Here is an 11,873-nt window from a genome sequence, read left to right on the forward strand (position 1 = left end):
AAAATACTAGCTTTTATGTAAGCGGATGATTGGGGCGGCAAAGCGTCTTGCAAGTCCAGCCGCTTCGAGGTACAATGTTGGGTGGTATATTATTCATGATTGGCTGTCCAACTGTTTCATATAGAATGAAGTATCATCATTGAAAGGAAGCGTAAGACCATGGCTAATGAGTTTCGCGTATGTGACGATTGTGATGCGACGAACCTAAAGACGTTATTGCCTCGACTCAAATCGGTTGATCCTGATGCAAAAATTGAGATCGGCTGTCAATCCTATTGTGGTCCAGGACGAAAAAAGGCTTTTGCGTTTGTGAACAATCGCCCATTATCCGCACCAACAGAAGATGAATTACTCGAAAAGGTGCAAAAAAAAGTCAAATAAATGTCACTGAATGTGTTCAGTCGACCTAAAAAGAGGTCCGTCCCTGTCAGGTCGGGCTTTTTACGTCCGTGCAATCTTTGAGAACACATTCACCAGCAAATTCAAGGATGTTTTCGGGGAAAATTACCCGATATAATAGAAACACGTCTTAAAAAAAGAGGGACGAAACGATGGCGTATCCAAAAGGGAAATTATCTGAGGAAAAGGTATTTAAAGATCCTGTGCACCGTTATGTTCACGTAAGGGATGCATTAATATGGGATTTAATAGGAACAAGAGAGTTTCAGCGCCTGAGACGAATTAAACAGCTAGGAACTACTTATTTGACGTTTCATGGTGCAGAACACAGCCGATTCAATCATTCACTCGGTGTATACGAGATTGTGAGACGAATTGTGGATGATGTGTTTAAAGGGCGGCCTGAGTGGGATGAAGGAGAGCGCGAGCTTGTACTTAGTGCTGCCTTGCTTCATGACCTCGGACATGGTCCATTTTCTCATTCCTTTGAAAAGGTCTTCCACTTAGACCATGAATCGTTTACTAGAGATATTATTTTAGGGCAGACGGAAGTCAATGAAGTGCTCCGCCGGGTGAGTGATGATTTCCCGAAGCATGTGGCTGAAGTCATTGCCAAAACGTATCAAAACAAACAGGTGGTCAGTTTGATCTCAAGTCAAATTGATGCCGACCGTATGGACTATTTGCAGCGTGATGCCTACTATACAGGCGTCAGCTACGGCCACTTTGATATGGAACGTATTTTACGTGTGATGCGCCCGAGAGAAGATCAGATTGTGATGAAGCAGAGCGGGATGCATGCGGTTGAGGATTATATTATGAGCCGCTATCAAATGTACTGGCAAGTCTATTTCCATCCAGTGACACGAAGTGCGGAAGTGATTTTAACGAAAATCCTTCATCGGGCAAAAGAGCTGCATGAAACTGGCTATATTTTTACACATGCCCCAGTTCACTTTTATTCAATCTTTGAGGGGAATGTCACCACAGAGGACTATATTAAGCTGGATGAATCCATTGTCTTATTTTATTTTCAGGCGTGGGAAGATGAAGAAGATCACGTGCTGGCTGATTTGTGCCGCCGTTTTATGAACCGCCGATTGTTCCAATATACAGAGTTTAATCCAAATGAAGAAATGACGAAATATTTCAAGCTGACCGCCTTGTTCAAGGAAGCAGGAATTGATCCTGACTACTATTTAGTGGTCGACTCTTCCTCTGACTTGCCCTATGACTTCTACAGACCAGGGGAGGAAGAAGAGAGGCTGCCAATCCACCTTTTGACGCAAAGTGGTCATATTAAAGAACTGTCGAGACAGTCAGATATTGTTGACGCCATTTCCGGTAAACGAAGAACCGATCATAAACTTTATTTCCCGATGGACTTAATTGTAGATATGTCGGAAAAAGCTGAAGAAAAGAAGGCGATCATGAAGCTGCTTGGTTTGGGATAAGGAAGTACTGAAAAAGGAGATGTCGGGAATTTGTTGAAAGAGCATGCAAAGTTGATGAAGGTATTCTCTGAATCAGGGGAAATCGTTGGACGGAAGAAGCTGCAAAAGATGATTTACATAGCAAAGAAGCTAGATTTGCCTTTTTACGAGAAATACGATTTTCATTTTTATGGCCCCTATTCAGAGGAGTTGACGCTCAGAATCGAAGAGCTGTGCAACCTTGGATTCTTGGACGAAATGAAGGAAAAAAAGGGCGGATACTATCAATATCGCTATTCGCTGACGGACAATGGGAAAGAGTTTCTCGATCAGTGTGAAGTGGACATGCCTGACCTCAAAGCGCTGACGCAGCAGATGAACGAGCAATCGTCCCGTTTCCTAGAGCTTGTCTCAACGATTTTATATTTTGATGACCTGCCAGAAGATGAGGTAAAGGAAAAGGTCTTTACTATTAAAAGCAAGCAGCGCTATACGGACGAAGAATTTGAGGCGGCCCTTGCTTATATTGATCAGTTGAAGGAATTGAACTAACGAGAAGAACCAGTGTGTGATGGCTGATGGCTAGAACAGACTGGTTTTTATTTTGCGCAAAAACAAGCCGACCGCATGGATCGACTTGTATTTTATGAATGGTGATAAGAGAATCTCGCTAAAAATTGTTTTGTACGTTCTTCTTTCGTCTGTTCAAAGACTTCTTCCGGCGTACCTGATTCGACGATGACCCCATCCTCCATGAAAATGACTCTGTCGGCAATATCATAGGCAAAGCTCATCTCATGGGTGACGATGATCATGGTGACCCCGGTTTGTGCTACCTGTTTAATGACATCAAGCGTTTCTCCTACAAGTTCGGGATCTAATGCAGAGGTCGGTTCGTCGAACAAAATGACTTCTGGATTCAAAGCGAGTGCCCGTGCAATGCCGACTCGCTGCTGCTGTCCGCCGGATAATTGATGCGGATAGGCATCCTTTTTCTCCAGTAATCCGACCTTTGTGAGTAATTGGAGAGCTGTGTCATAGGCTTGATCTTTCGGTTGTTTACGGGCAATGACTAAACCTTCCATGACGTTTTCAATTGCTGTTTTATGAAGAAATAAATCGTATTGCTGAAAGACCATGGCGGTTTTTCTGCGAAGTGCGAGAATGTCTTTAGGCCTTGCTTGATTGAATTTGACGGTCGTTTGATCAATGCTGATTTCTCCTTGATCCGCACGCTCAAGAAAATTCAAGCATCGCAGAAAGGTTGATTTCCCAGAACCGCTCGGACCTAAAATGACGACCACTTCGCCTCTTTCTACCGTTAAATCAATTCCTTTTAGAATCTGGTTTTTACCGAACGCTTTATGCACCTGTTTGATGTCAATCATGCCAATCGTCTCCTTTTGTTTTTGAGTCCATATTTCTCGTATCCGGCTGTAATGGCTTCGATAGAGGCACACAGTGCCCAGTAAATCAGAGCAACGGCGATGTAGGCTTCAAGATAACGATAGTTCGCATTGGCTTTGATTAAAGCGCCGTTTAAAATATCGACCACAGACACCATAGAGACGAGAGAAGAGGCTTTGATTAAACTGATCAGCATGTTGTTCAAAAGTGGAAGGGCGATGGGAAAGACTTGCGGTATGATGACCCTTCGTAAGACTTGTTTGCTGGTGAAACCAACGGATAGAGCAGCATCGAATTGCCCCTTTGGAATAGATGCAAGAGAGCTTCGAAATATTTCAGATAACCCGCTTACGGCATATAAAGTAAGAGCGAAAATGGCAATCCATCGTCTGTCCAAATCACTGAAACGAATCTGAAGAGAAAGAGATGCAGCCAAATGATCCAGTGAATCGGAAAAAAGAAGATAAGATACGAGCAGAATGAGGACAACAGGAATTGCTTTAAAAATAGCCACAAACCATTTGAACAATGGAGACAATACAGGCACCTGATAAAAACGGATAAGGGCAATACCAAATCCAAAGACTGAGCCAAATAATAGCGGGAGAAAGCCTAATAACAGCGTCGTTGGCAAATAATGAAGTGCGGCTAAAAAGGCCTGCAGCATAAAGGCAACATCAAAATTCACTCAGATCGCTCCTTTCTTATGATGTAGTAAAGTCTCCGCCCAAAATTTTCTTAGACAATTCAGCGAGCTTGCCGTTATCGATCAGTTTTTGTAATGCTTGATCAATGTCTTTTTGAAGTTTTGTATTGTTTTTTTGATATAGATAATACGTTTTAGATACGTTTACAGGCTTTCCAGAGGTGACTAGATTGGCATTGAATTGTTTGTTTAGCTTGTTGACGTCATACTTTGTGAGCAAGGCCGCATCGACTGTGCCATTTTGAAGGTTTTTGACGAGAATTTCGTTCCCGCCATCTCCGTAGACAATGTCAATTTTCCGATCATGCTTTTCGTTATATTGCTCTAGAAGATAAGCGAAATTACTTCCTGTAGAGGTGTGCACTTTGTGTCCAGCCAAATCGTCAAGGCTTTGAAAATCATGACCAGATGCTTTATCAACAACGACATAGCTTGTATAGTCTGTGTAGCCAACTTTTCCAAATAGATATTTCTTCTGGCGCTCATCATTGATTTCATATTGATGGGCAGCGAGATCTACTTTACCAGCATCTAAAGCGGGCAGAATATTTTTAAATTCAAAGGATTCATATTTAAACTTATATTGTGGAAGCAGCTGATCCACTTCATCTAATACAGCTTTCTCATAGCCTGTTAATTGACCGTTTTCATCTAAGTAAACGAAAGGCTGGTAAGCGTTCCCTGTGCCAACGATGATTTCTTTCGCATCTGGATCATTATTCGCTGCTTCTGCTTTGACTTCATTCGATTGTTCCGTATTTCCGCAGGCAGTAAGCAGCAATGAGCCAAGTGTAAGCAGACCGATGATGTAATGTTTTTTGAATTGTTTGTTATTTTTCATGTGAAATCCTCCTCGTTTTACTTCGCACGCTTTTCGACTGTGAAGGCCGTTTCGGGTCTTTTTAAGGAAACGAATGTCGTCTGACGCTGTTTTCTTTTTTTCGGTGTATTGATCCGTTTTTCTAATAGGTCAAACGCTTTTTCCAGCATCATACTTAACATAATAAAAATGACGGCAGCAATAAAGTATCCTTCTAATACGCGATAGTATAAAGCCCCTAATGTTTGGACCTTTCCTATAATATCCATCACGCCCAGTGTAAAGGCGAGGGAGGTATTTTGTAATAAGTTGACAATGGCCACGCCAATATTCGGGAGCGCGATTCTTCCTGCTTGAGGAATGAGCGTTCTTCTATAAATCTGCCATTTCGTCAGCCCAATTGAGGCAGCCGCTTCATATTGAGATGCTGGAACACTTGATAAGGCTGATCGGAATATTTCTGAAAAGTAGGCAGCTGTATTGAGTCCATATGTAATATAAAGAAAGATCAATTTGTTCCACATGGAGATATCAAGGCCAATTGCTGCGAGCACACCTGGCAGACCATAAAAGACAATAAACATTTGAACCAGGATAGGCGTCCCGCGAATAAATGAGACATAGACTGCACTGAGTTGATGCAGAACAGGAATGCGCTCAATTCGAAAATAAGCAAGGATGAATCCAAGAAAGCTGCCAATCAAAGTGGCAAATAAAACAATTAGCAAGGTTGTTGGAAGGGCTGATAATACTTTAGGAAAGAGTGTGACCACATACTCCCATTTGAAAAACTCACCCACGTTGAATCACCTCCTATGTAGAAGTCGTTTCGACTTTTTCTTCTGCGGGTGGTGCCCCTAGAATGGCTGGATCAAAGCGTTCAGGGATAAGGACTTTATACATCAAAACACCTAAATCTCCATTTTCAGCCTCGCGTTCAATATATTTTGTATATCCTTTTCGTTCGTACATCTCTAAAAGCCAAGGGTGTTTCCGGCCAGAAGTGCCCAGTGTATATGCAGGCGCTTTATATGTCTGCCGGAGCAAGGTGTTTTCTACATAATCGAGCAGCTTATTTCCAATCCCTTGACCGGCTAAATCAGGAGCTGTCGCAAACCACCAGACAAATGGATAGCCTGAGACCGGCTGAGTGCTCTCCCAAGGAAAACGTATGGTGATGGTTGAGATGAGCCGGCCGTCTCGTTCTAATACAACGGCAGCGGACTGTGTAATGTTTTCTGTGACCATTTCAAGTGTGGCGTTTGTGGATGGCCAATCGATGCCCATTTCCCCAAGCGGTTTAAATGCACTGGACAGCAATTCTAAAAAAGCTGGCGCATCTTCTTCGGTAGCGATGCGAAAAATATCTCGACTCATGACAAACCTCCATTCAAAATGTAATGTCAGATTAATGCTTTTCTTAAAGTCTCGATATCTGGATTCAGCAATGCTTGATACAGGTGGGGATCATGACTGATCTCAACTACAGGCACATAGCGGACACCGTATTTTGCTTCTAAAATGTTTCTGTAATCATCATGTTCTGTGACATCAATCGTTGAAAAAGGAATCTGCTGTTCGTTGAAGTAGGATTGAATGTCCTTGCAATAACTGCATCCATTTTTGCTCCATAAAATGATTTTTTGACTGTTTGACATTAGACGTTCACCTCTTGATTGATTGATTTTTGGTTTGTTTGTTCTTGATCAAGTGCTTCTTTTAATAAAGTGATAGACGTGATCCTTTTATCAATATCTACGATCGGCGACAGCACGATGAATTCATTGATATCGTATGACTCGGCTAGCTCAGACAGCCTGTGATGAACGGTTTCTTTTGTGCCAGCGGTATAGCCGGTTTTTTGTACGTGAATGTTGTACTGTTCCTTCTCCGTCTCTTTCACCAGTTTTTCTGCATCCTCTAACGATGTGACATTCAGCTTTCTTCCATCGGAAAAGGAGACCTTTACTGTTTCCTTTTGTTTGATATGCGAAAGTGCTTGTTCGGGATCATCGGCTACAGAAACGGTGATGGCAAGAAGGAACTGCTGGCGGGTGCCCGCTTTCTGATATGTTTGGAAGGTCTCTCTTGCTTCTTTTAATAAGGCTTCATCTCCATTAATGAAGAAGGCAAAGACAAAGGAGATACCAAGTTTTGCTGCAAATTCAGCGCTCTCTATACTTCCCCCTAAAAGGAACATGTCAGGTGATAAACGAGGGATGGGCTGAGCATTCAATTCATTTGTGTGTTCCGTCAGATAGGTTTTGAGATCTACTAATTTTTGAGAAAAATCCTTTCGTGACGCCTGATAATCTTCCTGAAGAGCTTGTGTCGATAGGTTCAGTCCTCCCGGTGCTTTCCCAACACCTAAATCGACTCTTCCAGGCGCTAATGATGCTAGGACGTGAAATGTTTCAGCCACTTTGAACGGACTGTAATGCTGAAGCATGACACCGCCAGACCCAATTCGTATGTTGTTTGTTTTTGCTAAGAGATAGCCGGCAAGAGCTTCAGGGGAAGAACCTGCTACTTGAGGGTTATTGTGATGTTCAGACACCCAAAACCTGTGATAGCCAAGCTGATCCGCTGCTTCAGCTAATCTGACAGTATGCTGAATGCCCGTCTCTGCGTTCTCGTTTTCACCGACAAGGCTTTGATCAAGAATACTAAGGGTGAACGACATTGGCTGTTCCTCCTATCAGACTTTGATATTGAGATAATGCGAGGTTTAACCTGTTTGTGGCATCTGAATCAAGTAAGTAATCACCTGATTCCTGCTTTGTGACCTGTTGATCCACGACATACACGCCAGATTGAACAACCGTTGCACCAAGTTGATGAATAATCGGTTTAAGAGCATATTCAATGACGAGCAGGTGACCATAGGTTCCTCCTAAAACGAACGGAAGGACGGGTTTTCCTTGTAACGCTTTCTGTGGAAGTAAATCTAAAAACGTTTTTAAAATACCAGAAAATGATGCTTTGTAGACAGGCGTTAACACAATGACACCGTCACTCTCATTCACAAGTTCAATGGCCTTAACAACCTCTTCGTTTGAAAAGTCCGCACGTATTAATGCGCTGCTAGGCAGCTGGTGAACTTGAATGATATGTACATCGATTCCATTGATCGTTAAATACTGCTGAACATGATGCAGAACACCGGTTAATCGAGATTGGACGGAATGTCCGCCTGCTATAATCGTTACTTTCGTCAATTCGTCTCCTCCATTTCACATAATTCCTTCTAAACAACTTGGATTGGTTGATATTATAAATTATAATAAGGCAAACCAATTGAAAAGTATAATTAGTAATCATAAATACACGATTCAGTTATTTAAAATATAGAGAAAAGAGGGGTTTTATGGAGATTCGTGCGATCCGCACCTTTGCCACCATCGTGAAATATGGGAATTTTTTAAAAGCAGCAGAAGCACTGAATTATTCTCAGCCAACCATTACCTTGCACATCAAGCATTTAGAAGAGGAAATTGGAGAGAAGCTTCTAGAGAGAGGGAAGACCTTAAAGTTAACAGCATCAGGACAGCTTTTTTATGAAAGAGCCAATTCTTTACTCAATGAATATGAGAAACTGACGAAAACGCTCCAAGATTTAGAAGTGGGCATTGCAGGATTCATTCGCATCGGTGTTTCTGAGCCTACTGCTAGTTTAGAGTTCCCGGCGCTCCTTGCAGAATTCAAGGAAAGATTTCCGAATGTAGAATTTTCTGTGCAAGTAGCAGATGCTAATACATTGAGTTCCTTGCTTTCCCATGATGAGATTGATTTTGCGATTTGCGGCGCACCAGAAGCTTCGATGGAAAATAGCTATAAGCCGCTTTTTCAAGATGATATCGTCCTGCTGGTCCCGTCTTCCCATCGATTGGCGGAAAAAGATGCAGTGGAGGTAACTGATTTAGAAAATGAGACTATACTATTCACACCTCACAATTGCCCCATCCGTATCCAAATTGAACAACAAATCGTCGATGTCATTGGGACAAATTACAAGAAATTAGAGATTACTAGCAGCATGTCCCATAAACACTATGTTCAGGCGGGCTTAGGAGTATCTCTGTTTACACGAACGGCTCATTCTTTTACACTCCCTGGTACGAAGGTATTAGAAATAAAGGGCATTCAAGTTTCCCCGCCAGTTGGTCTATTGAGGAAAACAAATGATACGCCTGGAAGAGCTGTGCTCCAGTTTATTGATCTCATTGAAAGTCGATTGCACCAGCACCAACCATCATAAAAAGAGAGGGGTTAGCCTTTATGCTAGCCCCTCTTTCAAATTTATTTCACTGTTTGTTTCAGAAACTGATTCTTCTTCATCGGCAGACCTAAGTTTTCGCGAAGGGTATGAGCTGGATAATTTGGGTCGTAATATCCTCTTTCAACTAATATCGGAATGACGTGCTCCGTCCATTCGGATAAACCACTAGCTAAAATTGGAGCGCCAAAAATAAATCCATCTGCGGCATCCTCTTCGATCCATTGAATTAATTTGTCAGCTACTTGTTCGTAAGTGCCGAAAAAGGCACTTTTTGGGGTGGTCACTTGTAAAGCAACTTCTCTTAAGGTCAGGTTTTGATCTTTGGCCATTTTCTTAATGGACTCTGTTGTGGATTGGAAGCTGTTTGACCCAGCGTCACCTATATCCGGAAAAGGTTCATCAAGCGGGAATTGACTGAAGTCCAAATGGTCAAAGAATCGGCCCAAATAATGCAGAGCTTCTTCAATAGAGACGAGATGTTTAATGGCTTCATATTTTTCTTCTGCTTCTTCGACTGTTTTTCCTGTAATCGGGTGGATGCCAGGGAATATTTTGATATCGGATGATTTTCGACCAAACGCTTCAGCTCTATTTTTCACGTCGCGGTAATAGGCTTTTGCCTTTTCAAGTGAATCGGCATTTGTAAATACAGCGTCTGCTTCTTTTGCGGCTAGATCTTTTCCTGCCTCTGAAGCACCTGCTTGGAAAATCACGGGCTGCCCTTGTTCAGATCGCTCAATATTTAAGGGACCTTTGACAGAAAAGTGCTTCCCATGATGGTTTAAAGTGTGCAATTTATCTCGGTCGAAGAAGACACCTGTCGATCGATCTCTTATAAAAGCATCTTCTTCCCATGAGCTCCAAAGCCCGTTCACTACATGTAAATACTCTTCAGCAATTTCATATCGAAGTGAGTGGCTAGGATGCGAACGGATGATGTGATTTTCAGCAGAGCCCTCTAACGGGGAAGTCACAACATTCCAGCCTGCCCGGCCTTTACTTAATTTGTCCAAGGAAGCAAATTGCCTGGCAATGGTAAAGGGCTCACTGTATGAAGTGGAAACAGTACCCACAAGTCCAATCTGTTTCGTGACTGTGGCAAGCGCAGATAAGATGGTTAATGGTTCAAATCGGTTTAAGAAATGAGGAATCGAATGTTCATGAATATATAAGCCATCTGCGACAAAGACAAAACGGAAACCCGCTGATTCTGCCTTTTTGGTCATCGCTTGATAATAATCAATGTTAACACTTGCATCTGCTGGAACCGATTCATCCTTCCATGCATTCATGTGACCCCCTGGGCCATGTAACATTAAACCAAATTGTATGTGCTTTTTTCCAGACATGCCGATCGTCCCTTCTGCTTTGAGGTAGCAATGTTTTATGTTCTTCATCATAAGGCAGAATCGCAGAGAAGTATAATTGGTATCAGTAAAGTGTGACTTTATCTTTTCTAATATCATTTTTTGTTTCTTTCAGATGTGACATGAGGCCCATGACATTATTTCTTAAAAACTTGGGTGTTTACTAAGTAAATGACCCAGACCAAAAGCGCTATTTTTCGATGAAATGTGTGTCAAAATATCCGAAAAATTAGTGAAAATGACGTAATTCGACTTTCTTCCTGTGCATCTAATTCCCTGTTTTTGACTGAATAGAAGGAAAATGGTGAATTTTCAGTGAATATATAACTTTGTGAAAAACAAAGGAGGGATAGGAATGAAAAAGCGTTCAGTCTTTTTGTCATTTTTATTGGTAGGTAGTTTGTTACCGGGGGTAAGTTCAGCTTCAGCACCAGTAGCGAGTGCAGGTCATGGGCATGATCATGGTCATGCGCCGTTCGAAACCCATATTAGTGAGGGGTTGCCAAAAGCAAAGGATTTTAAAGATTTGACGACAGCACCTCCAATTGAACGAGATGTGACAACAAAGGTATTAGATGAGTCTGGTAAGCAGGTAGGCTCAAGAACCTTTAAGGCCAATACAGGAGATTCAATTTCAACAAAAGCAAGTACAGGCAGTCAGAAGGTCACTGTCTATGCGGTTGCTGATGCGCAGTATCGTGCGAAATATAGTGACTGGCAAACACGGATTGTCAGCATCATCGAGCAAGCAGATGTCACGTTTAACCGTGATCATGATGTGGACTTTGTCGTACAAGCAGTAGGGTCATGGACGTCTTCGGGATCAAATGCAGAGCAAATTTTGTCTAACCTTGCGCGCAGCTTTGATGGCAGAGGATATGACTTTGTCACTGGATTTACAGCAAATCCAAACTTTGATGCTGGCGGAATCGCTTATGTCTATAATAGTGCACCAAGCGGAAGTGCATTCGCCGTTAACCTTGATCAAGGAACAGCGAACACTGCAAAAGCTGCTACGCATGAATACGGTCATAACTTTGGCTTACCGCACGACCCTCAAGGAAGCGGCATTGTCTGCCTAATGAATTATGATTATTCTTACACAGTCGATTTCTTCGATGCGGCTCATAAAAATCAAGTGAACCGTAACAAAGCGTGGTATAGATAAAATAAGACAAAAGGACAAACACATTGAGTGTTTGTCCTTTTTAGATGCTTACAGATCGCTCATTCGCTTTCCTGCTACGGCATAGTGTTCTTTTTTCATTTCTTCAATAATAACAGAGACTTTTTCTGCACCTGCGCCTGTTGTTTCAACAACGGCATCAGTAACTTTCTCCACAAGAGCTCTTTTCTGCTCGTCTGTTCTTCCTTCAAGCATTTGAACGGTGACAATCGGCATGGCGAAAACCTCCTTTTTCCTTTTAATGCTACGCTTCCCTTTAGTTTAAGGGACTTCTTA

The 11,873-nt window shown here is 42.2% G+C and carries 15 protein-coding genes; 5 read left to right on the forward strand and 10 right to left on the reverse strand.

From position 1 onward, the window contains the following. Positions 1-159: 159 nt before the first annotated feature. From MHI60_RS09095 to MHI60_RS09105, 3 genes are all read left to right on the forward strand, one after another. Positions 160-381: a DUF1450 domain-containing protein gene (locus MHI60_RS09095; RefSeq protein WP_003215259.1), complete on the forward strand. Its 222-nt coding sequence runs from the start codon at positions 160-162 to the stop codon at positions 379-381. Positions 382-551: 170 nt separating this feature from the next. Next, positions 552-1,853: an HD domain-containing protein gene (locus MHI60_RS09100; protein ID WP_007497716.1), complete on the forward strand. Its 1,302-nt coding sequence runs from the start codon at positions 552-554 to the stop codon at positions 1,851-1,853. Between the two features lie 30 nt (positions 1,854-1,883). Next, positions 1,884-2,384 (forward strand): YwgA family protein, encoded by a 501-nt coding sequence (locus MHI60_RS09105; RefSeq protein WP_034281252.1) that lies wholly within the window; start codon positions 1,884-1,886, stop codon positions 2,382-2,384. A 92-nt stretch (positions 2,385-2,476) separates the two neighbouring features. Here the strand turns inward: MHI60_RS09105 and MHI60_RS09110 are convergent, their stop codons facing one another. The 8 genes from MHI60_RS09110 to ssuE are packed head-to-tail and all read right to left on the reverse strand — an operon-like array spanning position 2,477 to position 7,983. Continuing rightward, a complete protein-coding gene (locus tag MHI60_RS09110; protein WP_144483849.1) occupies positions 2,477-3,220 on the reverse strand; it encodes an amino acid ABC transporter ATP-binding protein in 744 nt (247 codons plus the stop codon). Then, the gene (locus MHI60_RS09115) at positions 3,217-3,927 is read right to left on the reverse strand and encodes an ABC transporter permease subunit (protein ID WP_144483846.1); all 711 of its coding nucleotides are present in this window, start codon (positions 3,925-3,927) and stop codon (positions 3,217-3,219) included. Before MHI60_RS09115 ends, MHI60_RS09110 begins: the two co-directional genes overlap by 4 nt. A gap of 16 nt (positions 3,928-3,943) precedes the next feature. Continuing rightward, complete coding sequence (locus MHI60_RS09120; RefSeq protein ID WP_144483843.1) at positions 3,944-4,786, reverse strand: transporter substrate-binding domain-containing protein; 843 nt, start codon at positions 4,784-4,786, stop codon at positions 3,944-3,946. 17 nt (positions 4,787-4,803) lie between these two features. After that, positions 4,804-5,565 carry an amino acid ABC transporter permease gene (locus MHI60_RS09125; protein ID WP_144483840.1) on the reverse strand — a complete coding sequence of 254 codons (762 nt, stop codon included), beginning with the start codon at positions 5,563-5,565 and terminating at the stop codon, positions 4,804-4,806. Positions 5,566-5,578: 13 nt separating this feature from the next. After that, complete coding sequence (locus tag MHI60_RS09130) at positions 5,579-6,142, reverse strand: GNAT family N-acetyltransferase (protein WP_144471891.1); 564 nt, start codon at positions 6,140-6,142, stop codon at positions 5,579-5,581. A 26-nt stretch (positions 6,143-6,168) separates the two neighbouring features. Continuing rightward, complete coding sequence (locus tag MHI60_RS09135) at positions 6,169-6,423, reverse strand: glutaredoxin family protein (protein ID WP_048237683.1); 255 nt, start codon at positions 6,421-6,423, stop codon at positions 6,169-6,171. After that, complete coding sequence (locus MHI60_RS09140) at positions 6,423-7,448, reverse strand: LLM class flavin-dependent oxidoreductase (RefSeq protein ID WP_144483837.1); 1,026 nt, start codon at positions 7,446-7,448, stop codon at positions 6,423-6,425. Before MHI60_RS09140 ends, MHI60_RS09135 begins: the two co-directional genes overlap by 1 nt. Further along, entirely contained in the window at positions 7,432-7,983 is a 552-nt protein-coding gene (ssuE, locus tag MHI60_RS09145; protein ID WP_111292627.1) for an NADPH-dependent FMN reductase, read from the reverse strand. The genes MHI60_RS09140 and ssuE overlap by 17 nt, the downstream gene beginning before the upstream one ends. Positions 7,984-8,132: 149 nt before the next feature. Between ssuE and MHI60_RS09150 the strand changes: the two genes are divergently transcribed. Then, the gene (locus tag MHI60_RS09150) at positions 8,133-9,023 is read left to right on the forward strand and encodes a LysR family transcriptional regulator (protein ID WP_048237680.1); all 891 of its coding nucleotides are present in this window, start codon (positions 8,133-8,135) and stop codon (positions 9,021-9,023) included. Between the two features lie 41 nt (positions 9,024-9,064). Here the strand turns inward: MHI60_RS09150 and MHI60_RS09155 are convergent, their stop codons facing one another. Beyond that, positions 9,065-10,393: an LLM class flavin-dependent oxidoreductase gene (locus MHI60_RS09155; protein WP_144483834.1), complete on the reverse strand. Its 1,329-nt coding sequence runs from the start codon at positions 10,391-10,393 to the stop codon at positions 9,065-9,067. 373 nt (positions 10,394-10,766) lie between these two features. Between MHI60_RS09155 and MHI60_RS09160 the strand changes: the two genes are divergently transcribed. Continuing rightward, entirely contained in the window at positions 10,767-11,579 is an 813-nt protein-coding gene (locus tag MHI60_RS09160; protein WP_024423771.1) for a zinc-dependent metalloprotease, read from the forward strand. Between the two features lie 48 nt (positions 11,580-11,627). On the opposite strand, the gene MHI60_RS09165 is transcribed toward MHI60_RS09160, so the two are convergent. Then, positions 11,628-11,813, reverse strand: coding sequence for a 2-hydroxymuconate tautomerase (locus tag MHI60_RS09165; protein ID WP_003214939.1), 186 nt, complete (start codon positions 11,811-11,813; stop codon positions 11,628-11,630). Positions 11,814-11,873: the final 60 nt, after the last annotated feature.

Source organism: Bacillus sp. FSL K6-3200 (assembly GCF_038630485.1).
Taxonomy (GTDB): Bacteria; Bacillota; Bacilli; order Bacillales; family Bacillaceae; genus Bacillus; species Bacillus safensis.